Origin of the sequence: Methylophilus sp. TWE2 (assembly GCF_001183865.1) — a bacterium.
GTDB lineage: Bacteria > Pseudomonadota > Gammaproteobacteria > Burkholderiales > Methylophilaceae > Methylophilus.
Genome location: NZ_CP012020.1, coordinates 281,645 through 303,201, shown reverse-complemented (window position 1 = coordinate 303,201; position 21,557 = coordinate 281,645). Strand labels below are relative to the sequence as shown.

Genomic DNA, 21,557 nt, shown 5'->3' with positions numbered 1-21,557 from the left:
CGAGAGCAAGCCTTCACTGATCGCAAAAGGTTTATATATTGTGCAGTATCGTAATAAAATGAATCCCAATATATTATTCAGCGCCTCCAGTGCCAGTGATGTCACCCATTTAAACGCATCACGCAAAAATCAAAGTTAGGTTGTAACGCATGTCTATTAGCAAAAAAGCAGCGGGGATTGAAAAAGATGGGGTGATTTACGCCCCGTGGGAAAAAATCTTCACCAAAGTCATCACCCCGTTCGAACATTTTGTTCATCAACAAACCACCAGTGGCATCCTGTTAATGCTGGCGGCAGTCTTTGCACTGATCATTGCCAACAGCAATCTGGCAGATGTTTATGAACATCTTTTGCACACGCCTGTTGGTGTCATGTTTGGCGAGTGGCAAATGCAAATGAGCCTGCATCATTTCGTCAATGATGGCTTGATGGCAATCTTCTTTTTTGTCGTCGGCCTGGAGTTAAAGCGAGAGTTCCTGGTTGGTGAACTTTCAGATATTAAACAAGCCGCCTTACCTATCATTGCTGCCATCGGTGGCATGGTCATGCCAGCGTTGACGTTTCTCGCCTTTAATCATGGCACTGATGCCGTACCAGGTTGGGGAATCCCCATGGCGACAGATATCGCGTTTGCTGTCGGCGTGCTGGCATTACTGGCCTACCGGGTGCCAAAGACCCTCATCACCTTTTTAGTCGCGCTTGCCATTGCCGATGACCTCGGTGCGGTATTAGTCATCGCTTTTTTCTACACGCAACATCTCTCAATTTCATGGTTACTCATTGCCGCCAGCCTGGTGCTCGTCTTAATCACCTTGAATTTCGCCGGTGTGCGTAAAGTCAGCCCCTATTTTGTTGTTGCTGTTTTCCTCTGGTACGCCCTGTTTCAATCAGGCGTCCATGCCACATTGGCTGGGGTATTAGGCGCATTTACAGTCCCGGCCAGGTCCAGATATAACCTGGATAAATTTGCCGCAAACCTTCAAGATTTAGTGACTCGATTTAACGAAAGCCGCACTGACCATGACACCGTCATGACCAATGACCGCCTCTATATGCTGGCTGAAGAAGTAGAACAAAACGCAAACAAGGTACAAACGCCTTTGCAGCGTTTAGAGCATGTGTGGCACTTGCCGGTCGCTTTTCTCATCATCCCCTTGTTTGCCATCATTAACGCTGGCATCAGCATCGATGTGTCTACGTTTGGCGCAACATTCTCTCACCCGGTGTTTCTGGGCGTATTCCTAGGCTTGGCGCTGGGCAAGCTGGTAGGCATTTCCGGTGCCTGCTGGATAGCGATAAAACTCAAACTCGGTCAACTGCCCACAGGCACGACGTTCTCGCAGATTGTGGCCGTTTCCATTCTTGGTGGCATCGGATTCACCATGTCCATTTTTATCGCTGAATTAGCGTTTAAGGGCAGTCCGGAATATTTATTAATGTCAAAAACTGGCGTGCTGGCAGCCTCCATCATCGCAGGCATCGTCGGCTATTCTGTGTTGCGGTTTTTGGGCAGACATATTCCAAAACCTGCTGTCTAAATTCGCTCCTGGCTTTGGAAAAGATCATGATGCAAGACCGCTTGCGCAGCCAATGGTGCACTGGCAAATGCCTGACAGCACTCCCAAAGCCCTAGTGATAAAGCGGATAAGCGAGGAACACTGATGCCAATGACCACTCTCCCACGTGCAGACCGGATGCGCGGCGCCCTCTGGGGCATGTTTGTTGGCGATGCCCTCGCCATGCCAGTGCACTGGTATTACAACATCGCCGCCCTGTGGCAAGACTTTGGCCAAATACGCGACTATCAAGCGCCCAAAGCCCATCACCCCAACTCGATTATGCCCCTGGCCAGCACCGGCAAGGCAGGCCGTGGCAACCAAGCGGGCGACATAGTCGGCAGCGTGATTTTAAAAGACAAAAAACAGTTTTGGGGGCTTCCCAACGGCCATTATCACCAAGGCATGCACGCAGGCGACAACACGCTCAACCTGTTATGTGCGCGGGTATTGTTGCGCTCGCTCACCGCCAACGGCCGCCATGACCCCGCTGACTTTTTGCAGGCCTATATTCGGTTTATGACCGAGCCCGACCAGCACAACGACACCTATGCTGAATCGTACCACCGTGATTTTTTTGCCAACTACGCCAAAGGCGTCGCCCCGGAAAAGTGTGCGGGCGACGAAGGCCACGATACGGCTTCCATCGGTGGCCTGGTCAATATTCCGCTGGTGGTCATGGCCAATGTAAAAACAAATGATCTAGCCGCCTGCAATCAAGCCGCGCTCACCCAGCAAAACCTCACGCATCGCTCAACAGAACTTGAACGGCATACACTGGCACTCAGCCAACTGTTGTTTGAAATTTTCAATTCGCCACAGCCAGATAATGAACAACTCTCCAGCGCCGTCGCCAGTCAGTTGGGCTTTCCGGCCGCCAAAGTGGTGGAGCAAGTGCGCGCCAAGCAAGGCTCTGACCTCGATGTCATCGGCAAACTGTTAAGCCCCGCCTGCTACATCGACCAATCGTTTCCATCTGTGCTCTACCTCGCCACCCGCTATCACGACGACTTTGAAAGCGCACTCATCGCCAACACCAATGTCGGCGGGGATAACTGCCACCGCGGTGCCGTGCTGGGTGCGATTTTGGGTGCCTCCTTAGGGGTGAGTGCGATTCCAAAGCGTTGGATCAAAGGCCTCACCGCACACGATAACATTCACCAAGAGATTGAGCAGTTTGTGGCGCAGTTTGCCTAACATTTTTGACTAATCAGGTGATGAAAACCATGCTTGCCAGATTATTAGTACCCATTTTGATGCTGGGCAGCAGCCTGGCCTTTGCTGCCAATGACTTAAGCTTTATTGCCGAAGGCAAGTCATACAACGAGGTCAAGCAAACGCTCATAGATAACGGCTGGGCGCCAATTAAAAACACCAAGATTGATCGGTCTAGCCTATACGCACAAGAAATCTACGCCATGGGCCTCACAGAAGTCACCGATTGCATCTCGATGGAAATTGATGGCTGCACATTCTTGTACCAAAAAGGCAAACAACGGCTGGAAATCAAAACCATTACCAGGCAGTTAAGTGTGGAGTCTTTCCGTACTTACAGGAAAAATGCGCGGTAAATGTTGAAGGCAATTGTTTTTATGTAGGGCGCACCCGCTCACGGCGCGCCGTATATGAAATGAACCATGCGGTGGTCTGTAAGCGAGACCGCCCTACCGCGTTGGCATAAAATCATCGCTCACCGTCAAGTTAGCATTAAAAAAGCTATCCCAGGTTTCAGCAATCGGCGTGATAATGCGCTCGTTACCAAGTGCACGCACGTTCACCAGTTTCACATCCTCTGGCAAGCGCATTTCAGCAGGCAGGCGTACAGCTTGCGTGCGATTATTAATAAACACAGTGCTTATAGCCATCGTTCATCCCTCTCGTCAAAACGCATGTAGCATTAGCGTATAGCAAGAAAAATATAGTTGCAAACCTGCTTGGGAGCCGCATGAAAGAATAGCGACCTGATCACGTCGCATGCGTCTTTATGGTAATAAAAACGCGGAGATGTGGCTTGGCTTACAAGAATGTGAGACCTGCTTAATTCAAAGCGCATTAAACTGTGCGGCAGTCAAAATAGAGATGCCTTGAAAAGGATGCAACACCAGCAAATCGGCATCACCACTAATAATGATGGACGCACCACCATTCACGGCGACTTCTAGAAATTGATTGTCTTTCGGATCACGGCAGGCATTCACAGGGTAGACAATATGCACACGTTCATACATGCGGCTAAACAGTCTAAAAAAAGCCTGCCTATCCTCCAGTGAAATATAGCGGTCAAACTTTGGGCGAGATAATACGTCCGCCAGTTCATTGAGCGTAGATTCAGACACCAGCAATACGCCTCGCTCAAAAGCTTTACGCACGGCAATTGATGAAACGCTGTTCGGTAACAGCAAATAACTGATCAGAGTATTGGTGTCACAGACGATCCGTAACGCCTCACTCATTGGTCAGCAACTCGGCTAATTTGTCCTCGGTTAAGCCGTTTGCTTCCGCCTGCTGCCCCACTCGGTCACAAAACGATTGAAACTCAGCCAGATTCAACCCGCGCAAGCGTTGATATTCAGCGGGCGAAAGCACAATCGCCACATCGCGATTTTGGCGACGAATCGTCACTGGCTCACGTTGTGCCGTATCAATTAAAGCCGCCATATTTTGTTTAGCATCTGTTGCAGAAACATATTGCATACTCACCCTCCTGTTTTCCAAATAATAGTACAAAATGTCTATTTTGTACATTTTGTGCAAAATTACTCACCAGCTCTCAGCCCCAGCCTAAATACCTGTAAGGGATAGCTCAGTGACACGACCAATCCACTCCAGCCAATTGAGTGAGTCGAGTCATGAAAAAACAATCTCTGCTAACCGCTGTATGCGCAATCGTGTTTGCGTCAAACGCCCTCGCACAACCACAATGCAGCGCCGTCAGCGGGCCGCAAACCAATGCGCTGGTTGAGCTCTATACCTCAGAAGGATGCAGCAGTTGCCCACCCGCCGACCAGTGGTTAAGCCGTTTAAAAAATCAAAGCAACCCGATTGGCAACATCGTGCCCATCGCCTTGCATGTGGATTATTGGGATTACATTGGCTGGAAAGACAACTTTGCCAACCCAGAATTTGCCAAACGGCAACGTGAAATGGCCACCTTAGGTCGTGCACGTGGCGTATATACCCCGCAACTCGCCATCAATGGTCAAGATACGCGCAGTTGGTTAAGTGATGCGCGCTTTAAAAGTGAAGTGGCCAGCATCAACCGTATGCCAGCCAAAGCCGAGATTCGCCTTGCAGCCAACGCGACAACAACCAGGTCAGTGCAAGTTTCCACCAATATCAAAACCGCTGATGCCGGGCCATTCGTCTATTACCTCGCACTACAAGAAAATAATCTGCAATCCACCGTCAATGCAGGTGAAAACCGTGGCGAGCTGTTGCGCCATGATTATGTCGTACGTCAGTGGTTAGGGCCGTTTAAGGTAGGGGCTGATGGAAAAATAAGTGCTAGTCATGAGATTCAACTTCAACCAGCTTGGAAGCAGCGTGATATTAGCGTGGTTGCGTTTGTGCAGAACTCAGGAACAGGGGAGATTTTGCAGACATTGGCATTAGGGTTGTGTGAATATTAACTTTCACTCTGCTTCTAGTATTGAAATTAATCACCTGGCGGATGGCAAGAGAGATTGCCCCAAACCTGTTAATAACGAGTAATAGGTTAATCCGCAATAAATCCTTTTTGGGATAACTTGCGAATAAAGTCATGGGTAAAGTAGTTAAGGGGTGTTTTCGAACCCTCAAAATTAACGCCTACCAGCGTGTATTTTTCTTCTATCCCTTTTCCAATAATCATCGTGTCACCCCCCTGCTGATTTTTACCGTAGTGCACTGCGTTATATGCCAATTTTAGATAAATAGTATTCTCAGAAGCGTTTTTGATATGGCTAATTCTGACTTGAATCAGTCCATCGACTCTTTTCTGCGCAAACTGCTGTGCTATAAAAGTGTTGGAATCAATCGTAGAATTTAAATTTACCGCGGCTTCAGCATCCGTGTGATGTTCTTGTTCAATCTCAGTCTCTAGATACTCTGCTAACTTTTTAGAGGTGTCCAGCCAAGTCGCTCTCACTTTTTGGTCCTTAGGATCATCGTAGATGGGATTAAAACCTTCACCCGCCATAATCAGGATACCCAGTTTGTTTTTATCTGAATTAGCTAAACTCTCTGGAAGAGATGAACACCCCACCAATGCTAAGGCAGAAATGACAAAGCCCAATGTGAGTGATTTTAAAATTGTTTTCATAATTGGCTCCCAATACTAATCAAAAAGTCACGATTTGCGCCCGATCAATTAGGCTGATCTTCTATGAATGGGTAGGTTGATTGAATTTGCTTTGAATTCGTTTTAATTTCGATCTTGCCTTCTTTAGCAGTTTCGAAAATTATCGACATCCGCGTATCCGTTTCACTATGTTGGAATATCTGAGCCTTTGTATCGTAAAGCATCATTCCACTTCCATCACCTACCGTAGTAGCTTTGAAAGGACCATTCGGCACAATAAAATCCATGGAATAAGTTTGGGAAATTCGGGCAATACCGTTATCGATAGCCAGTAACTTATTATCAATATGCATTTTAACGTCAATAACGACTATGCTACCGATAGGCACTTTGAGTGAAATTTCTTGAGGAGTGCTTTTGCCCAGTGATATCTTCAGTGTTTCAACACTTGTAATTTGTGACATGGTTGAGGACGCTATTTTTTGAACTAGCTGAGCAAGCTCGGGTGGCAATTCTTTCATGCCGGAGATTTTGACTGACTCTTCTAATATTTGTCCGGAAGCGTTAATTGAGGCTGAAACGTGCATGCCTTTAACATCAATCGGTTGCTGAACCAGTGTATCTTTACCAGATTGATCCTTTCTATATGTTTCCTTTTCCAGAAAGCTCAATTCCAATGGATATGTCTGGTCTGCTTGCACGCTACCCGTATTTATTCGAATCTTATTCTTCGTGACAAGGTGTTGGATTTTAGGCTCCATGGTTAGCTTGCCTTTAGAGTTCGCAATGATTCCACGGTCTTCGAGTACTTGTAATGAATTCACTGATTCATTCGTAGACTCGGAGATAAAGTCGGTATTTGGATTTATCCTATATCGAAGCTCAATCTCTTCGGTTTCTGCTTTCAGCGCCTGAGAAGTAAAAATAAAGAGTACTAAATTAAAACCAATCAGATTGCGCATAAAAAATGAAGTTATTTTTCTTAGAAAAGAATTGATAAAAGAATGACTACTGAAAAAATCAGAAAGCAGACTGATAAGGCCCAAAAGATTACATAAAACCTGTAATTTCTTGGTCGCTCAAATACATCTCCAACCACTGGTGGAATTTTGGCGTTAGCCATTACCCAGTAGTGCCAGTAAATTGGATTCAGCGGGAAAGTCGTTAGTTTGACTCTTGCTAATAGCGCAGAAATTACCAAACATACAATACACAAGGCGATATAAAGCCAAAAAAACCTCATGTCATCGGGGATAACACCACCTCGAAGATAAGTAGGTCGATAAGATGAGTGAATATGCATCTATGACCCCGGTGTATGGATTAACTGCTTTATTAGAGAAGCTTACTATTTTGACAACCGGAACTTACGCACTCTCGAATGCGGTCTTGCAAAAACTGGGAGCGTTTTATGGTGATACTGGAGGCGCAATTCAGATTTACGAAGAAAGCTTCACCATCGCGCTTGGAGCAACTACTATTTCTTTCCGACATCCATGAAAGTTGGCCTGACTTTAAAGCCTTTTTACCATCAGAGTCCAATTTTGAATTTAGCTTTTTGAAGTTTTCATTCAACTCTTTATCTGCTTCTTGGTAAACCTTATTTAGGCAATACAAACCGTCGAAATCATCTCTTGGTTTATCACAAGCGGAGTTAGCAAATGCAGCGCCTGAAATACAGAGTAATAGAAATGTTGTTATTATTTTCATGATGACCCCAATGATAATTTTTTGTTAGAAATTTAAAAAATCATACTACTGTTAGATCATGAAGTATTTATTAACGAAGACTAATACGTACTCTGACCCCAACTATTCATTTTTAAAGGAGCTAACTCATGGGCACCAATAGCAAATACGCGTTACGCATTCCCACATCGCTCAAACAATCAGTCGAGCAAGTGGCTCAACAAGATGGCACCTCAATTAACCAGTTCATAGTCTGCGCCGTGGCTGAAAAATTAGCAGCCATGAAAACCGCCGACTACTTTACCGAGCGCGCAAAAAATGGCAACGTTCAAGCCGCATTAGACTTACTCAACAGACAAAGCGGACTTCCACCACAAGTTGGAGATGAAATTTTGGAATAATAAAAAAGCCGCGATCTGCGGCTTTAGTATATTTAGAATATGTGACTTTGAAAGACCTAACCCCGAAGTTTTTCCGCTGACCCCAACTATCCGTGATTAATTACCCGCGTTGAGGAAAAACGCCTGAAACGCAAAGACAATAAACCATATTGGGCATTGGCGCCTTGTCACGCAAATCAGGCAATGCAAAACTCGCTTTGCCATCACCGCCATACTTGTTACCCAGTAAGGCAAACAGGGCCATATACTGCGCAATCGGCACTTCCCTGCCATCACATATCAACCAGCCAACAGGTGCAAAATCCAATGCAAATAGCTGAATCTGGCTGAGAATCGGGTCGGTTGATTGCACGACAACCTGCGCCGATTCCGGCTTTTCAGCCACGGTTTCTACAGGGCTAGCAACAGGTTTGGCGCAACCAAATAAACAGCAAACTATTTTTCTGAGCATTTTATTCCCCCTCATTTGTTAAATTAATTATTAGAATTGACGGCATTTCAATCTGCCAAAATCATGCAACCTAGCAGGCTTTTCTGGCAATGTCAGAGTGCATGACTCCAGCATGATTGTCAAACAGCTTTTAAAGCGATGAAGGTAAGCAAAAGAAGAGTATCAATACACCGTCACTGCGGGTGGAGACCATGGTGAGTTGTGCGCTATGACGATGTTTTGCGCAACTGGTTAGAGGCTTTTAAGCTTGGGAGAAGTTGTAGTTAGTAACTTGAGGGTTTTGAAAATAATCTGCGGCATGATTGTCAAATCAATGGAGTCTGACCCCAAGAGTTGTTTGATTTATGGCGTGGTGAAGTCAGGCAAGCCTTTTGATGCAGAAATTTCGCTCAAGGGGCTTGCAATTCAAGACGGTATCTGACCCGAAGGTTCCGATATTAAGACTCATCAGTGTGAATGTATTTGCCAAGCGTAACCTGATCGCACTACTCAAACCTGAGCCGCCGCCACAACCGCTGGGCTTTGTTCAGGGGATATTATGCTAGGCTAGGAATTGTGGGACAGCAGTGTGTCCGACCCCATTGATTTATAGGCATTGGCGTTAGGGTTGTATGAAGATTAATTTACCCTTACCCCAATTATTGCTAAGAATCCTTATTTCAACCTTTCTTTAACTTCAAAAATATAAGCTAGGTGGTGACCGTTCTTCCAGTTTTTTAATTCATGCTGTTTCTCAGCGAAATTAATAGCTAATTTCCCTATTTCTATAGTTGCTCCTACCGCCAAACCTGATAATGGACCCCCAAAAATAGCTGCTAGTAAGCTTGCACCTAATGTAGCTTGTAAATTTCTAGAGTCTAACAACAATGAAAGGCTGGAGCTAAAAGTATTAAATCCATAATTTTTGCATGTTTGCTCATAATCAAAAATTTGCTGGGACAAATCGTCTTCAATAAATTGAAGTGAACAATCTTGATAGTCTTTTGTAAGAAATAATTTTAATCGTTTAAGTTTTTGATGAGATCTTTCATCCTTCCTAATTTCAATAATTTGCTCCCATTCTGTGTTGGCAGTATCTATCAATTGTATGTTAGCAAGGGTGACACTGGGATCTTTAAAAGGCATTGAGGAGCTATCTGAACAGAATTGCAATACGTCAAAATCCACTATTCCAACTGCAGAAGCATAGTCTTTGAATATTTTACGAATGGAGTCAGATCCGTTCAGAGTTACGTCGTTTAAATATGCTTCAATTATTTTCTTATAATTATTAGATAATTCGTCAACGGTTTTCTGCTCTTGAAAGTCGTACTTATGACTTAAATAGGGATTTCCATATGGCAAAATTTTTTGTGCAAATGGCATCCACGCACCATGTCTAATTTCTTCCATTACCCGATGAGCATGGGAAAAAGAATTTTTGGGTACGACAGTTTTATCAATTAAATTAACTAAGGCTCTAGAAGGTATTTCCTCGGCTGGATACCCCATCATCCAATCATTTGCTTCTTTAACACCTCTATCAGAGCCTAAATAAAGCGGTAGCACCCTGTCAAAGTATAATGCCGCTGATTTAAAGTTTTTGGCACAAATAACATTTGAGTCAGATTTATATTCACTAGGTCTCATATAGGGCAAATTTATTGATTTCAAAAGAAGTCTAGAGATTCTGACCTAATCAATACCCACTAATAAAATCAAGGAAGTCTAACCTCAGTGATTTTTATTTAAAGTTTAGGATGAGTTTATTTACTTTTTGGGGGTTGAACCGGCGGAGCAACTGGGGCAGGTCTAGGTACATGATTTTTTCTATCATCAGAGCAAGTAGTGTAATTCATAGCAACTCCGTCATTAGATTTTTGTGTTTCCCTTAACTCAGAAACTCCCTTGTACCCAAGTACACCTGCAATTAAAAAACAGCTGAAAGCTGCATATGCAAATAATAATATCCAACTTGTATTTCTTACTCGTCGATCATCTCTATTACTCAACTCATCAAAATCAATTCGTCCCTCATAAAACTGAATAACATCTGAATGCCATCTTTGTTGTAAATAACTAATTACATGATAACGAGCAAAGTTTAGAAAACCAATAAAAACAATTCCTAAAAATAAAACGAAAAGCACGCTCCATGTCCATTGTTGTTTCCGTAACTCTTCGGATGTTCCCAAAAAAGCCAACATAGCGATACATCCACCGCCATTAATTACAAATAAAAATTTTACACCGTCAGATATTACAGAAAGTATGAGGTTATTTAATTGGTCCCATCTTTCATTATTACTTTTTACATACTCTTTGATTATGTGAGGGGGAGTTTCAGAGTTGTATTTCATAAGTTATGTCTTATCATTCATGAGTTTTGAGACGTATCTAAATGAAAGCCTTGAATTGCCAAAGGACATCAATGTCAACAAATGTGGGTTCACAGATAAATTGCAAATGACGTGTATTTATAATCAAACACTTACCAATTCATGCAACAGCAAAAGTTGCAAATATCATCAGAAATTTATGCATAAGTTGCAAACGGATTTTTCAGCTAGCAATTAGCAATTACAGCGCGAAGTGCATCGGCAATATCCCGGCGATTTAAAGTAGTGTAATACCCATCTTTTTCAATCAACTCAAAATCCATAGCTCCACACCATCTATTAATTCGACCATACCCAGGCGCACGCGGGACCATGCCGTCCTTGCCAGGTGCGCAGTGCTTTGCAAGGTTAATGCGGATTAACTCAGTCATTCGGTACACGGGGCTTAACAACTCCCAGACTTCTGTAATTCGTTTTCGATAGTCTTCATCTTGATTGAATCTTTGCAGCTGCTTTTTTCGGGTTTCGATTGTGATGTTCAAGGTTTCATCGCTAGACATGCTATCCACCTTTAAGTCGATACAACTGTTTTGGAAGAGCTTTTCAAACTGAAATTTACGGTCGCGCCACATTCTTAGCACTTCGTATAAGCCATAGATCCACATCTGAGATAATGCGGATACAGCCATTGAAGTTTCGATAGGCGTTCGCTCTGTCTCATGATATTCGGTTACTAGCTCGTACTCTAGTTGCGTGATTACGCTATCAGCTACACCGACATTGATAGCCTGCATTCCCAGATAAATATCATCCTTAAAGAATGGAAGGCGTTTAAGCCCCATAGTAATGATACTAAAATCGAGCTGGTCCCAGAAAACGTATGGCACCTCGTCGCGTTCTGCTTCATATTGATATTGGTCAGTCACATTGATTTGTTTCAATTCATTGATGGAGTTAGGATGTTGGCACAAAATCCATTTAATCGTGTGGATACCTTTGTTATGTGAAGAAATTTAAAAACAGGGTGATTGAAATAGTGAATATCAAAGAGAAAACCAAGCTCATCATCGATGAAGAACTGCTGAATGCAGGACTCAACCTCACTTGGGATATCAATGAATTACATTTTCACAAAGATTCTAGTTCTATAATTGAACAAACAAGCAGCGATGGTCGCCTGTCAAAAGCTCTTATTAACCATTTCTTTCCCTCAAAAGTGACCTCATCCGTTTTGGCACACTACACAAGTTTGGAAAAATTTGAATCAATCATATCTACTAGAACTATTCGACTAAATTGCTTATTAAATAAATTGGGAGAAGCTGAATTTAGGACTTTTTCAGAAGATTATGGGTTAGCGGGCCACTATGACGAGAATGGACGTGCGATTGATGAAGTATTAATGGAACAGATATTTTTTTGCTCATTCACGAATTTACAACCTAAAAATGAAGATTTACTTTGGAGCGTTTTCGGAAAACAAAATCAAGGAGTTAAGCTTCAATTTGAAATTACTGTAAATCGAGATCGATCTGAGTTGAGGCCTATGAAATACAGTTCCAAAATTGACCTTGGAAAATCCTTGTTCAAAACTATTGCAACTCGCCTGAAACAAGAATGCAACAGAGATTTTGTTCTAAGAGGTATTAGCAGAATTGGTGCATTCTACCTTCCTGTGGACCGAGGTTTGGAGTCTGAAGAAGAGACTAGATTGTTAGTTAAAACTTGGGGTTCAGGTACTGGTCATGACTTGATTGTGAATAAAGGAAGTTCATCATACTTTCCCATACCAATTGATGATCTCGAAAATGACTTTTGCCATATAAAACTAGTTTCGGTTGTGGTTGGCCGGTTATGCTCGACTCAAGATGTGGCAACCTTACTACAGAAAAATGGATTCGGACACGTTCCCTTATTAAAGACTGAATAGTTTAAATCGGGTTATGACGGATTGAATCTTAATGAGTAACGAAGACATGAACATCAATGCTCGTCGCTTTTTTGAAAGTAGATGTATTTCTACTGAGATGGGCCTAAACAAGTTTGTCTTAGAAGCCGCAGAGATCATTGAACTTACGAATAACGAAGTAAATAAATTAGTTGGAGAAAACATTGATCGGTTGAACGATGAAACCGTGTGGAGCATTGTTCATGACATGTACGAAAAGTGCTATGAGTTCACTGGTGGTGCATTGGCGACATTCATAATTAGTCACATAGCTTCCGCTGAAGCACTTTGCAGAACAGCTGTAGAGTCTGCTGTAAATCTTCAGTATGTCACTATAGGAGATGACATTGGAAATGTATTAGGTTACTTGCGTGAATATATAGCTACAGAAAGAAAACAGAATCGGGCTTGGCTCAATAGTGTCGAGAAGCCCGGCAACTCTGAACATATAAAGAAATACCACCGAGATCTCATTACCAATAAAGATAGAAGCTTGGATTCCTATGAAAGCAGTCTTAGAATTGCTTTTGCAATTTCCGGAATAGATTACGATGAATATCCAGGCTCATGGCCTAATATTTTTGAACGGTTCTCAAAAATTGGAAATGAAATTGCGTATAGGACTGTTTATGCAGCCCTATGTTCACAAGCTCATAATGATCCAGAAGATATATTAAATAACCTGATAGCCAGAGCCAGTTCAAATACTACTTCTGAGAAAGCGGTTCAAATTGAAACATATGCTTTTTCATTGAATATGGTGCTGACAAGCATGATGTTCTACATTGAAGCTTCAGCTTTATACCTAGGGAAGTACAACATCGAAGTTGCGAAAACCTTTAATCCCCTCTTTGAAAGAGCAAGTACTTTAACACTTGAATTACAAACGAGTTCGAGATTAACAGTAGCATCGCTCTTAGCAGAATAGTCAGCTTCGACTCTAGCCAGATTTTGTTGCAGAGGTTTAAATCGACCCTTTCCTTTAAAAAGTATTTTCAGCTACCCCAATTAGTCAGGCTTAGTATTTAGTAAACTTTCCATATCCATTCGATAGTCTCTATAGGTTCGCCAACCTAGGATAAAGGTTATATTATCTGCGAGGCTTAATATGTTTGGCCTTCTTAAGTCTAGTGCGGGATCTGCAATATCTGGATGTCCAGGCACTTCGGCTAATTTAGAAAAAATTGCAGTATTCGCTGCGCTTAATTTAGCATCATTGTAGTGAGTATGTTGATTTCTTCCAGCGTAAATGATTAAACCAATCGGAAGCCCTTTAACCTCTCTGCCAATACAAAATTTACGTATCGCTTTTGAGTCTCCAATAATTGGCAAAAGATTTTCCGGCACATGATCTAGTGCTGAAAAACATTCAATAGCTTTAGCGGCAATTTGAAGAACTGCTCCACAAAGAGTAGCCATTGCAAATGACTCTTCAAAAAACTTTTTTTGTGCTTCGATAGAGGCGTTCAGAGCATCTTGATTTTTTTCCGCCCATTGATTGAAATTCTTTTCAGCTTCCTGTTTGTTTGCCCCACCACCAACGTAAATTGCTCCTTTAATGGGTGCCAATATCTTTTTATAGTACTCAATTCCATCAAAAATATTTTTAACGGCGGATTCAGTTTTATCTAGGTAGGTAATAAAGTCTTGCATGAATGTGCAGAATCTAACGGATGAAAGATAGTAAAGTGCAAAGTATTTTAGACAAAATGCAATATCGGCACTAGGCATGCTGAGCGAGATAATCGCAACTGACTTCATTAAATAACTAGTTTAAACAGCTCCGCCATAACTGATCGCACTTAGCATTTTCTGAACCTCAATAAATCCAGAGGATGATTCGGCCACAGCGATCGGAGCGGCTCCTAACAAGGCATGGTATTGATTGAGCCAAGACTCTGCCGCCGACTCGGAACCAAAGGTATCAATCGCTAAAGATCGAATCTTTGCCAGATTTTGTGCAGGATTAGATTCAATAGTCATAGAAACCTCAACGGCACAATACGTAACCACTCACCCAAAACGTCTTTGAGGCAATGCTGGCAAATGTCGACTGAAATTCTATTGCCATCCCCAAAAATCGAGCAATACCCGCCCACTCGATCAATTGAGAGGAGTTCCTCAGCCTCTCCATCATGAGCCTCGGCCTCACGGCCACAACGATCACAAACGTAGCCAGATATTTCCGGAACCACTTTTTCTCGAAATTTTTTCATCATGACGCTCCTTCAACTATTGGAATAAATCATGCTCGATTGACAGAATACTCTTGCATACTAGATTGGTTAAATCCAACCAAAGACTCTTCGATCACATATATCCCGTAGTCCGTAGAGTAAGCCTCAAGCGCATTCGCCTTGATCAAGCTTTTAACAACCTTGGCATCTACTCCCAAAATCTCGCTAGCATTTTCAGATGAAACCATGCCAGAGAATTTTTGCGCTAGGCTAGAAATGGTCTCATCAATTTGTGAGCGCTTGAACAGCAAATCTCCAGGCTTATCGCCAGCGATGCCAGCAGGCAGAATCTCTCGAACTCTGATGGCTTCAATCAATGCCGCCTTGATAACCGATGGCCCCAGCTTCTTAAGCATAATCTGCTTTAAACTGATGTAGCGAATATCTTGTGGTGAATTGGAAATAAACTCCACACCGTCCACTAACTCACTTCTCAACCGCTCTACATCCCGCTCATGAAATAGCTTCATTGGATTGGTCATGAAGTGTTCCTGGTAATACCCTTTTTGACGATATACATTCAAAATGGCCACAGGCAAATCCAAACGTTCCGCAGCCTCTTTAATTGTGAGGCTTTGGCCTGCAGAAAATTCAAACACCAACTGCTCAGTGACCTCAAACAGTGCCTGCCCTTTGGCGTTGACTGCATGTACAGGAATCAGGCCTGCAGCCACCATTTTTCGTAATGTGGCAGGCTGCTTGCTCAATGCCTGCGCCAGTCCATAAATCCCAACGATATTAGATGCGCCACCTTGTTGGAGTTTAGGGTGGATCAGCGCTTTACGCCACTGGCTTTGGCCAAACACAACAAAGGCCTGGTGCATAAATGCCACTTCATCCTTGGGTAGCCCATTCTTAAACAAGGTTTCATAGATGGGCAGAAACTGCTTACGCAGCCCTGTGCTTGCCATATCGGCCTGTGGTCCCTGCGTTTCCTCCAGATATTTGTGAAAACCCCGAGGCCAGTTCGTAAAGATGCTGGCCGCCAAAGTGACTGTAGCCATTACGTCGCTATTGGGTTGCGCATCAGCTGAACGTCCCTCTAGCCGGTACAACAAACTCAGCATTGTGTTTAGCGACAATTTAGCTATCGCCTCGACAGGAAATCCTAAGGGCTCAAGCAGGGAGCGGTTCAGATCCTGATTTTCCAGTTTGGCTTTGAGGATATGCATCAACCCAACCACCGCATGATTTGTCACCTCGCGAGCCTTTGCATGCTTAAAATCATAGCCACATTGACATTTGGAGAGTCCTGGTCGAAAGACATCCAGCCCTTTACCGCAGCTTGGACATTCTTCGATGGTTTCAATCTTATGTTCAGGGCAGACAACAGCATACTTGAGCTCAGTAAAACTGGAGATATAACCCTTCTCAGCGATACAACAAGGACAGACTCTCGTGTGCTTGGAGCGCAGATACAAACTTGGAATGCGGTGGCCTGAAAGGACCTGATAGCGACTATGCTTGGTTTTCTCAGAGAGGAAGTCAAACTCTGACAGATCACTGCCTACCAACCGCTTTAATTTTTCAGGGTCAGGCGTTGCCGAACGGATTTCGTTCTCAGTCATTCCGGCATGCCGGAGCATGCCGTGAATGGAACGATAACCGTTAGCCTCAGCCACTCTCAAAATATAGCCCTTATAGCTTTCAAAAGGCATAGGTTGAGGTGTGACCACTAATGGCTGAACGTTATCAAACATCAATTGTACAAACCTCCTTTCGGCGTTAATAATGCGCCTTTGGTATTGAGCTCGCGCATGCGTAAACTCTCCAGGTCAGCAGCCGAAAGACCAATCCTTGCAACCTGATCCATGAGCGCTTTGGTGGGAGTAGGATCGAACGATGATGCAAACGGGTTATGCGCAAACGAAACACCCTCTAGCCATATAGCGTTACTGAAAGCCTCCTCCAGATGTCGCATGGTGATTTCGGTTCTATCCTCCTCGATGGCATCACATACCGCCTGTTTGAGAATCTTGACGACATAACCAATCAAACCGCCGGACGCGCAGAAAAACCGGAAGGCAATATTCTCATTACCGATCGCAGGCAGTTTGAAGCCTCTCAACCCAGACTTAAACCCCATTAGAATCCTGATGAACTCATACTGAGAGTCCTTATTCGACCAGTTGTAACGCTGCATTTTGATAACACCCAGCATACGACCACTCAACTGTTCGTTCTGGTTAATCACGTTAATGGAAGTTGGCAGACCAACGACGACCAAAAAGATCTTGGTTTCCTCCAGCAGGTTCTTCAGGAAATCAGACAGGTGATGCTGAACCTTACGCGAACCTCGATCATAAAAATGCTGAAACTCTTCAATCACCAGTAACGTGGTACCGGCCTGTTTCAGCAGTAGCTTCAGTCGCTCTGTTTTCGTGATCTCGGTTTCACGGCCAGTCTTGACGCGGTCACCAATCGCATACAGCATCGCGTCCACGAATCCTTTGACAGTCGGTTTGGCTGGGGTGGTGACTTTGAGAATGGGGACCCGCAAGCCTTCTTGAGTGCGATCTTCTTTATGCTTGAGCATAAGAGCATCAATCACTCTGGACTTACCGCTGCGAGACTCTCCAACCACCGCAATCCCGAGTGGCTCAAACGCACCGACAGAATTATTGAAATGCTGCTCAAGGCGTGTTGAGGCACGCATAAAGGTTGAACTCTGTATCAACATCTCATCAATACAATTACGGATATTTTTTTGGTTCATAGTTTGTGTATTCATTTACGACGCTCCTGTACGATTGCGGAAAAACCTTCAACTTCATTTAGGGATAAAGACATCATCATGGCATCCGGCATCAACTCAGCCTCAGCTTCGTGATACTGCTCGACGATGTGTTGGGTACGCTTTTGATCTTCAATCAGACGACCCCGTTTGGCTCGCAGCCTTGCGCTGGTCTTTTTAAAACCAACCTCAGCCATCACCATTTCGTGGATGTCTTTGGAAGCACGCATCCATCCTTTTTCGTTATCCTGGCCGATTCTGTTTTTGGCATACTTGCGATAAAGCTTGTGCTGCCAAAGCGATAAGCCTTGGGCGTATGCCTGATTCAGCGCAGGCACCGCGACATAGTTACCATCCACTGGATGCTTGATATGCACTTGGCCAAGATTGCCCTCATCAACTAAGACTTCGACCGTCAATTTGTCGCCACACTGCTTACGCCAGAGGATCATTTCCTGTGAGTTGTAGAGCAGGTTATTCACCTGAATACCCTTATGCGTGAGAGAGCACTCATCGCGTCTGCCCAACAACATGTCGATGACTTCAAGATTGGTGGCGACTGGCGTATTACTGAGTGAGTCAGCATTTCGCCAAGCATCCGCCGGTTTCACCCTTTCCAGACCTGCGTGAGGCTTCTGGTGGTAATAGTCAGCAATCCACTTGAAAACGATTTCCTTGAATTTTTCATAGCGAATCACGGCATGTTTCTCTGGGTCGTAATCCTCTTTCTCAAAGATGTTGCTGAACGTAGTCCCAGGGTTACCATGACTGATACCATCGTTGATCGTTCTCATAAAACGCTCAACACTGCCCTTGTACCAGGGAGACTTACGAGGTGTATATTTGATCTCGATATCAAACTGATAGCAGGCCTTTTCAAAGCTATCGCTGTGAAACTCCATTCCGTTATCCACCACCAGTGTTTTCATCACACCAAACGCCTCCCAGGCATTTTTAATACTCGGGTATTCCGTTTGCAGAGAAAGCTTAGGTTTCAGCGCATGCTTCAAGCATCTGGCGACAGACAGATAACTAGGCGACTCGAAACCGATATAAATACCCAAGATGCAACGGGTATGCTTATCAATACAAACCGTGAGCCACGGCCGCCCCAGTGGAATACCAGCGTCATCCACCACAAAGATATCCAGTTGGGTGTGATCAATCTCAGCCACCTCTAGCCGCTGATTGGTCTCGATATGGTTGAGCTTGCCGCGATACATTCTGCGCGCGACAGTCGCCCCGCGACGGGCAACATCTCGGTCAAAGGCCGGGATTTGATCAATTAAACGCTTCACCAGCCGCGCAGATGGGAGAGGTAACTTGCCACTTTGCATCGCCCATTGATTGCGCTCCTGAATATCCGCTGTGGCCAACTCCAGAATTCTTGTTTGGGTTGGGCGTGATGTGGTCAGGTAGACGTTATCAATAAAACGCTCAACCACTTCAATCACTGCATCAGGATAGCGGTTGCGACGATTACCTTTGCGTTGATGCTGTTCCAAAAGAGCTTGAATATCCCGTGCCCCTTTCATGAACTTCAATACCCATCTTCGCACCGTGATCCAGTGGGGAATCGGCTGCGTCAAACTATGGGTATTCCAAAACTCCTGTAAGGCGGCTTGATACATTGCCTTGGTCGCGGGTAGACCCTCTACTGCTTTCACGCATCCACGTTTGAGCTTGGCAAGATCAAATCCTGCATCAGTGGTATCAATCAGCAGTGCTTTAGTAGGGGGTGTTTTGACAAACTTGTCACGCTCCAAAATAAAAGTCAGATCCCCGGACTCAAGCGCCAATAACATTTCATCCAACTTAGAAGTCTCAAGATAGCCCGTCTGTGAATCCTCAAGCTGCCATAGGGCTTCACCCACTTCACGCTTGAGCGTAGACACGCGTCCTTTGAACGAAATTACTGCACCTTTTTGGAAATAAGCGACGCCCATGTTCCTTCTCCTTCCGCATGTTGATAATTAACCCAGGCAACCAATGTTTCAGCTGTAATGGGCTTTGTAAGGTCAACGACTAGTAACCCTTCCAGAATCAGTTGGCACACGTACTGGTTGAGGTACGGGTTTTCAGAAGTACTCTGCAGAGAGCGCCATGGAATACCACCCATGCTCTGAAAAAGCCGACGAAGTTGCTCACGGGCCAACATAGGCATTTGAATCTTGCCATTGCGTTTGATGTACCAGGCGTTACTCAGAAACACCGGGTTATCAATCAACTCAGCAATCACTAGGTGGTACTGGAATCCGTGATTCGGCAACAGCTTTGTCAGCAGATCTGAGCGATCACGAATATGCTGATCCAGACCCGATAAGGTTTTAACCTCAATGAGGTGTTGACCACCATTGGTCTCAACATGGAAGTCAGGATAGTGGACATGGTCTTGCCCATTCATGACATACTGGATTTCGCAGGGCTGCGGTCTGAAGCTGATGACATGAGGGCTCATGTCCAGATACAGCATGCAGTTGCGCTCGTTTTCAGATTCGCACTGCAGACTGGTCTGCATTTTCCAGCTCGGGTATTTGAAGGTCACCCTAGCATTCGACCGCTTCACAACCTTGCGGCTTAACTCCCCAGGTGGGGCAAAAGCGATGCTCGTTACCGAGCAGTCTGATGGTATTAAATAACTCATAAAAGCCTCCTAGAAAAAATCTAGAGACGATCTAGTGAGCGAATTGAAGATGACATCAGCAAAACAGCCTGCTGAAACCACCTTTCCAGAAGAAATGCGAGACTACCCGCGTTAAGGCTCTTGACTAGCAGCTAACGTGTCGTAGAATAGAATCATCTGGTACACAAACAGATGTTCTTAAAAGCGACTCAAGTATTTGCACTACTTGGGTCGTTTTGCATTTCATGTCCGCAAAAGACATTCTTGGCTATATCAACTCTTCTGAACTAGTTCCTCTCTTGTTTACAACAACCGGATGGTTGCTGACCTTTTGAGACACCCTGCGTTTGGTTGCATTTAATGGGGGTCTCCATTTCAAACTAACCTAGGACTTTCAATAATCAAGACTGCACATTAGTATCAAGTTATTCATGTAAAATATGACACTATTAGCATAAAATGCCTTTAAATTCCTCTGTGTATACTCGGAATTCGCGATGGTCGAATCAAAATCAGTCAAAAAAAGATCAGTTGGCAGGCCAAAAAAGAACAAAGCCCTGCAGCAATTGAGAGTGCAGACCTGGTTTAACGCTGTTGCAGAGGCGAGTGGAAAAACGGCTTATGAATTAGAAAAGGAATTTGCACCGTCCACTGTGGACAGGGAAAACTTCAATAAACAACGTGCGAGACTTTGGGAGAAATACCGTCTTGGCAAGACAATGCCAACGATTAAGGAAAAGAAGGGTGGTAGAAAAGGAATTGCTCAATTAGTTGAAGAAAAATATCCTGGCACCATCCATTGGCTGACAGATGAGTTTTTTGACTTAGCCAACATGGAGAAAGAAATCACAATGAAGTTTGTCAGAGAGGTTTTTGAGTCACTTCCCCTCGAGATACGTAAACATATCATTCTCGAAAATGCAAACTCATCCACACTGTTCTGGCGAAAACAATTAATTTCAGAATCGGCGTTTTACGAAGGCTTGGTTAGAAACCCTTCGCCATATGGATTCATAGCATTACTGGCCTTATTGAGGGAGGCATTAATTTGTCAAAATGAACCAAGTTTCCATACCATCAAAAAGATGCTAATCAAAATTGAGGATGAAGACATCAAACACGGTCCCATTCGTTCCGGTATTTTTACAAAAATCATCCTCACGCCGATTCTGGTGCTTTACTAATAAGATGAAAATAATAAAAAGTGGAATTTATTATATCTAAGTAAGCCACATTAAAAACTATGGGTATGGCCACATGCTTCTGAAGAAGCACGGCATTAAGCTACATTTCGTGTTAGCCGATCAATCTAACAAATAAT

26 protein-coding genes are annotated in these 21,557 nt (G+C 44.0%); 9 read left to right on the top strand and 17 right to left on the bottom strand.

Translation table 11 applies throughout. The annotated features are described in order from the left end of the window. Positions 1-149 precede the first annotated feature (149 nt). The 3 genes from nhaA (at position 150) to ACJ67_RS01375 (ending at position 3,127) form a co-directional block, all read left to right on the top strand. Positions 150-1,538 (top strand): Na+/H+ antiporter NhaA, encoded by a 1,389-nt coding sequence (gene nhaA / locus ACJ67_RS01385; protein ID WP_049637570.1) that lies wholly within the window; start codon positions 150-152, stop codon positions 1,536-1,538. A 129-nt stretch (positions 1,539-1,667) separates the two neighbouring features. Beyond that, positions 1,668-2,753, top strand: coding sequence for an ADP-ribosylglycohydrolase family protein (locus ACJ67_RS01380; protein ID WP_197080638.1), 1,086 nt, complete (start codon positions 1,668-1,670; stop codon positions 2,751-2,753). A gap of 29 nt (positions 2,754-2,782) precedes the next feature. Further along, positions 2,783-3,127 (top strand): hypothetical protein, encoded by a 345-nt coding sequence (locus ACJ67_RS01375; RefSeq protein WP_156171621.1) that lies wholly within the window; start codon positions 2,783-2,785, stop codon positions 3,125-3,127. 93 nt (positions 3,128-3,220) lie between these two features. Here ACJ67_RS01375 and vapB read toward each other — a convergent pair whose 3' ends face one another. From vapB to ACJ67_RS01360, 3 genes are all read right to left on the bottom strand, one after another. Continuing rightward, positions 3,221-3,421, bottom strand: coding sequence for a type II toxin-antitoxin system VapB family antitoxin (gene vapB, locus ACJ67_RS01370; RefSeq protein ID WP_049637567.1), 201 nt, complete (start codon positions 3,419-3,421; stop codon positions 3,221-3,223). Between the two features lie 177 nt (positions 3,422-3,598). Beyond that, positions 3,599-4,009: a putative toxin-antitoxin system toxin component, PIN family gene (locus ACJ67_RS01365; protein WP_049637566.1), complete on the bottom strand. Its 411-nt coding sequence runs from the start codon at positions 4,007-4,009 to the stop codon at positions 3,599-3,601. Then, positions 4,002-4,250, bottom strand: a complete 249-nt coding sequence (locus ACJ67_RS01360) for a type II toxin-antitoxin system Phd/YefM family antitoxin (RefSeq protein WP_049637565.1) — start codon at positions 4,248-4,250, stop codon at positions 4,002-4,004. The genes ACJ67_RS01365 and ACJ67_RS01360 overlap by 8 nt, the downstream gene beginning before the upstream one ends. 155 nt (positions 4,251-4,405) lie before the next feature. Here ACJ67_RS01360 and ACJ67_RS01355 point away from each other — a divergent pair, with 155 nt between their 5' ends. Then, positions 4,406-5,185 carry a thioredoxin family protein gene (locus tag ACJ67_RS01355; protein WP_049637564.1) on the top strand — a complete coding sequence of 260 codons (780 nt, stop codon included), beginning with the start codon at positions 4,406-4,408 and terminating at the stop codon, positions 5,183-5,185. An 86-nt stretch (positions 5,186-5,271) separates the two neighbouring features. Here ACJ67_RS01355 and ACJ67_RS01350 read toward each other — a convergent pair whose 3' ends face one another. From ACJ67_RS01350 to ACJ67_RS01340, 3 genes are all read right to left on the bottom strand, one after another. Then, complete coding sequence (locus ACJ67_RS01350) at positions 5,272-5,856, bottom strand: hypothetical protein (RefSeq protein ID WP_049637563.1); 585 nt, start codon at positions 5,854-5,856, stop codon at positions 5,272-5,274. A gap of 44 nt (positions 5,857-5,900) precedes the next feature. Next, entirely contained in the window at positions 5,901-6,797 is an 897-nt protein-coding gene (locus ACJ67_RS01345; protein WP_049637562.1) for a hypothetical protein, read from the bottom strand. Between the two features lie 373 nt (positions 6,798-7,170). Then, the gene (locus ACJ67_RS01340) at positions 7,171-7,545 is read right to left on the bottom strand and encodes a lysozyme inhibitor LprI family protein (RefSeq protein WP_053092872.1); all 375 of its coding nucleotides are present in this window, start codon (positions 7,543-7,545) and stop codon (positions 7,171-7,173) included. Between the two features lie 128 nt (positions 7,546-7,673). On the opposite strand from ACJ67_RS01340, the gene ACJ67_RS01335 reads away from it, so the two are divergent. Beyond that, positions 7,674-7,925, top strand: a complete 252-nt coding sequence (locus ACJ67_RS01335) for a hypothetical protein (RefSeq protein ID WP_049637561.1) — start codon at positions 7,674-7,676, stop codon at positions 7,923-7,925. A gap of 100 nt (positions 7,926-8,025) precedes the next feature. Here the strand turns inward: ACJ67_RS01335 and ACJ67_RS01330 are convergent, their stop codons facing one another. Next, positions 8,026-8,376: a phage tail protein gene (locus tag ACJ67_RS01330; RefSeq protein WP_082163883.1), complete on the bottom strand. Its 351-nt coding sequence runs from the start codon at positions 8,374-8,376 to the stop codon at positions 8,026-8,028. Between the two features lie 298 nt (positions 8,377-8,674). On the opposite strand from ACJ67_RS01330, the gene ACJ67_RS15090 reads away from it, so the two are divergent. Further along, positions 8,675-8,797, top strand: coding sequence for a hypothetical protein (locus ACJ67_RS15090; RefSeq protein ID WP_255350783.1), 123 nt, complete (start codon positions 8,675-8,677; stop codon positions 8,795-8,797). A 233-nt stretch (positions 8,798-9,030) separates the two neighbouring features. Here ACJ67_RS15090 and ACJ67_RS01325 read toward each other — a convergent pair whose 3' ends face one another. From ACJ67_RS01325 to ACJ67_RS01310, 3 genes are all read right to left on the bottom strand, one after another. Continuing rightward, the gene (locus ACJ67_RS01325) at positions 9,031-10,005 is read right to left on the bottom strand and encodes a hypothetical protein (RefSeq protein WP_049637560.1); all 975 of its coding nucleotides are present in this window, start codon (positions 10,003-10,005) and stop codon (positions 9,031-9,033) included. Positions 10,006-10,121: 116 nt separating this feature from the next. Then, positions 10,122-10,715, bottom strand: coding sequence for a hypothetical protein (locus ACJ67_RS01320; RefSeq protein WP_049637559.1), 594 nt, complete (start codon positions 10,713-10,715; stop codon positions 10,122-10,124). Positions 10,716-10,921: 206 nt separating this feature from the next. Beyond that, positions 10,922-11,620: a hypothetical protein gene (locus tag ACJ67_RS01310; RefSeq protein ID WP_049637557.1), complete on the bottom strand. Its 699-nt coding sequence runs from the start codon at positions 11,618-11,620 to the stop codon at positions 10,922-10,924. Between the two features lie 77 nt (positions 11,621-11,697). Between ACJ67_RS01310 and ACJ67_RS01305 the strand changes: the two genes are divergently transcribed. Then, positions 11,698-12,624 (top strand): hypothetical protein, encoded by a 927-nt coding sequence (locus ACJ67_RS01305; protein WP_049637556.1) that lies wholly within the window; start codon positions 11,698-11,700, stop codon positions 12,622-12,624. Between the two features lie 31 nt (positions 12,625-12,655). Further along, positions 12,656-13,570 carry a DUF5677 domain-containing protein gene (locus tag ACJ67_RS01300; protein ID WP_049637555.1) on the top strand — a complete coding sequence of 305 codons (915 nt, stop codon included), beginning with the start codon at positions 12,656-12,658 and terminating at the stop codon, positions 13,568-13,570. Positions 13,571-13,650: 80 nt separating this feature from the next. Here the strand turns inward: ACJ67_RS01300 and ACJ67_RS01295 are convergent, their stop codons facing one another. The 7 genes from ACJ67_RS01295 to ACJ67_RS01265 form a co-directional block, all read right to left on the bottom strand. Further along, complete coding sequence (locus ACJ67_RS01295; protein ID WP_156171620.1) at positions 13,651-14,295, bottom strand: hypothetical protein; 645 nt, start codon at positions 14,293-14,295, stop codon at positions 13,651-13,653. Positions 14,296-14,415: 120 nt separating this feature from the next. Beyond that, positions 14,416-14,625, bottom strand: coding sequence for an MbcA/ParS/Xre antitoxin family protein (locus ACJ67_RS01290; protein ID WP_049637553.1), 210 nt, complete (start codon positions 14,623-14,625; stop codon positions 14,416-14,418). Next, a complete protein-coding gene (locus ACJ67_RS01285) occupies positions 14,622-14,861 on the bottom strand; it encodes a hypothetical protein (protein WP_231587219.1) in 240 nt (79 codons plus the stop codon). Before ACJ67_RS01285 ends, ACJ67_RS01290 begins: the two co-directional genes overlap by 4 nt. A 26-nt stretch (positions 14,862-14,887) precedes the next feature. Further along, complete coding sequence (locus ACJ67_RS01280) at positions 14,888-16,579, bottom strand: TniQ family protein (protein ID WP_049637551.1); 1,692 nt, start codon at positions 16,577-16,579, stop codon at positions 14,888-14,890. Beyond that, complete coding sequence (locus ACJ67_RS01275; protein WP_049637550.1) at positions 16,579-17,610, bottom strand: TniB family NTP-binding protein; 1,032 nt, start codon at positions 17,608-17,610, stop codon at positions 16,579-16,581. Before ACJ67_RS01275 ends, ACJ67_RS01280 begins: the two co-directional genes overlap by 1 nt. Then, positions 17,607-19,559 carry a DDE-type integrase/transposase/recombinase gene (locus ACJ67_RS01270; protein ID WP_049637549.1) on the bottom strand — a complete coding sequence of 651 codons (1,953 nt, stop codon included), beginning with the start codon at positions 19,557-19,559 and terminating at the stop codon, positions 17,607-17,609. The genes ACJ67_RS01275 and ACJ67_RS01270 overlap by 4 nt, the downstream gene beginning before the upstream one ends. Further along, positions 19,526-20,257, bottom strand: a complete 732-nt coding sequence (locus ACJ67_RS01265; protein WP_156171619.1) for a TnsA endonuclease N-terminal domain-containing protein — start codon at positions 20,255-20,257, stop codon at positions 19,526-19,528. Before ACJ67_RS01265 ends, ACJ67_RS01270 begins: the two co-directional genes overlap by 34 nt. Before the next feature lie 476 nt (positions 20,258-20,733). On the opposite strand from ACJ67_RS01265, the gene ACJ67_RS01260 reads away from it, so the two are divergent. Continuing rightward, positions 20,734-21,420 carry a hypothetical protein gene (locus ACJ67_RS01260; protein WP_049637547.1) on the top strand — a complete coding sequence of 229 codons (687 nt, stop codon included), beginning with the start codon at positions 20,734-20,736 and terminating at the stop codon, positions 21,418-21,420. The last annotated feature ends 137 nt before the right edge of the window (positions 21,421-21,557 follow it).

Excerpts from the sequence above, each read along its gene's own strand:
- ACJ67_RS01345 (WP_049637562.1), bottom strand. The coding sequence starts at position 6,797 with ATGCGCAATCTGATTGGTTTTAATTTAGTACTCTTTATTTTTACTTCT.
- ACJ67_RS01325 (WP_049637560.1), bottom strand. The coding sequence starts at position 10,005 with ATGAGACCTAGTGAATATAAATCTGACTCAAATGTTATTTGTGCCAAA.
- ACJ67_RS01285 (WP_231587219.1), bottom strand. The coding sequence starts at position 14,861 with ATGATGAAAAAATTTCGAGAAAAAGTGGTTCCGGAAATATCTGGCTAC.
- ACJ67_RS01380 (WP_197080638.1), top strand. The coding sequence starts at position 1,668 with ATGACCACTCTCCCACGTGCAGACCGGATGCGCGGCGCCCTCTGGGGC.
- ACJ67_RS01270 (WP_049637549.1), bottom strand. The coding sequence starts at position 19,559 with ATGGGCGTCGCTTATTTCCAAAAAGGTGCAGTAATTTCGTTCAAAGGA.
- ACJ67_RS01320 (WP_049637559.1), bottom strand. The coding sequence starts at position 10,715 with ATGAAATACAACTCTGAAACTCCCCCTCACATAATCAAAGAGTATGTA.
- ACJ67_RS01280 (WP_049637551.1), bottom strand. The coding sequence starts at position 16,579 with ATGTTTGATAACGTTCAGCCATTAGTGGTCACACCTCAACCTATGCCT.
- ACJ67_RS01330 (WP_082163883.1), bottom strand. The coding sequence starts at position 8,376 with ATGCTCAGAAAAATAGTTTGCTGTTTATTTGGTTGCGCCAAACCTGTT.
- ACJ67_RS01265 (WP_156171619.1), bottom strand. The coding sequence starts at position 20,257 with ATGAGTTATTTAATACCATCAGACTGCTCGGTAACGAGCATCGCTTTT.
- ACJ67_RS01260 (WP_049637547.1), top strand. The coding sequence starts at position 20,734 with ATGGTCGAATCAAAATCAGTCAAAAAAAGATCAGTTGGCAGGCCAAAA.
- ACJ67_RS01295 (WP_156171620.1), bottom strand. The coding sequence starts at position 14,295 with ATGCAAGACTTTATTACCTACCTAGATAAAACTGAATCCGCCGTTAAA.
- vapB (WP_049637567.1), bottom strand. The coding sequence starts at position 3,421 with ATGGCTATAAGCACTGTGTTTATTAATAATCGCACGCAAGCTGTACGC.
- ACJ67_RS15090 (WP_255350783.1), top strand. The coding sequence starts at position 8,675 with ATGATTGTCAAATCAATGGAGTCTGACCCCAAGAGTTGTTTGATTTAT.
- nhaA (WP_049637570.1), top strand. The coding sequence starts at position 150 with ATGTCTATTAGCAAAAAAGCAGCGGGGATTGAAAAAGATGGGGTGATT.
- ACJ67_RS01300 (WP_049637555.1), top strand. The coding sequence starts at position 12,656 with ATGAGTAACGAAGACATGAACATCAATGCTCGTCGCTTTTTTGAAAGT.
- ACJ67_RS01290 (WP_049637553.1), bottom strand. The coding sequence starts at position 14,625 with ATGACTATTGAATCTAATCCTGCACAAAATCTGGCAAAGATTCGATCT.
- ACJ67_RS01350 (WP_049637563.1), bottom strand. The coding sequence starts at position 5,856 with ATGAAAACAATTTTAAAATCACTCACATTGGGCTTTGTCATTTCTGCC.
- ACJ67_RS01335 (WP_049637561.1), top strand. The coding sequence starts at position 7,674 with ATGGGCACCAATAGCAAATACGCGTTACGCATTCCCACATCGCTCAAA.
- ACJ67_RS01375 (WP_156171621.1), top strand. The coding sequence starts at position 2,783 with ATGCTTGCCAGATTATTAGTACCCATTTTGATGCTGGGCAGCAGCCTG.
- ACJ67_RS01340 (WP_053092872.1), bottom strand. The coding sequence starts at position 7,545 with ATGAAAATAATAACAACATTTCTATTACTCTGTATTTCAGGCGCTGCA.
- ACJ67_RS01275 (WP_049637550.1), bottom strand. The coding sequence starts at position 17,610 with ATGAATACACAAACTATGAACCAAAAAAATATCCGTAATTGTATTGAT.
- ACJ67_RS01365 (WP_049637566.1), bottom strand. The coding sequence starts at position 4,009 with ATGAGTGAGGCGTTACGGATCGTCTGTGACACCAATACTCTGATCAGT.
- ACJ67_RS01360 (WP_049637565.1), bottom strand. The coding sequence starts at position 4,250 with ATGCAATATGTTTCTGCAACAGATGCTAAACAAAATATGGCGGCTTTA.
- ACJ67_RS01355 (WP_049637564.1), top strand. The coding sequence starts at position 4,406 with ATGAAAAAACAATCTCTGCTAACCGCTGTATGCGCAATCGTGTTTGCG.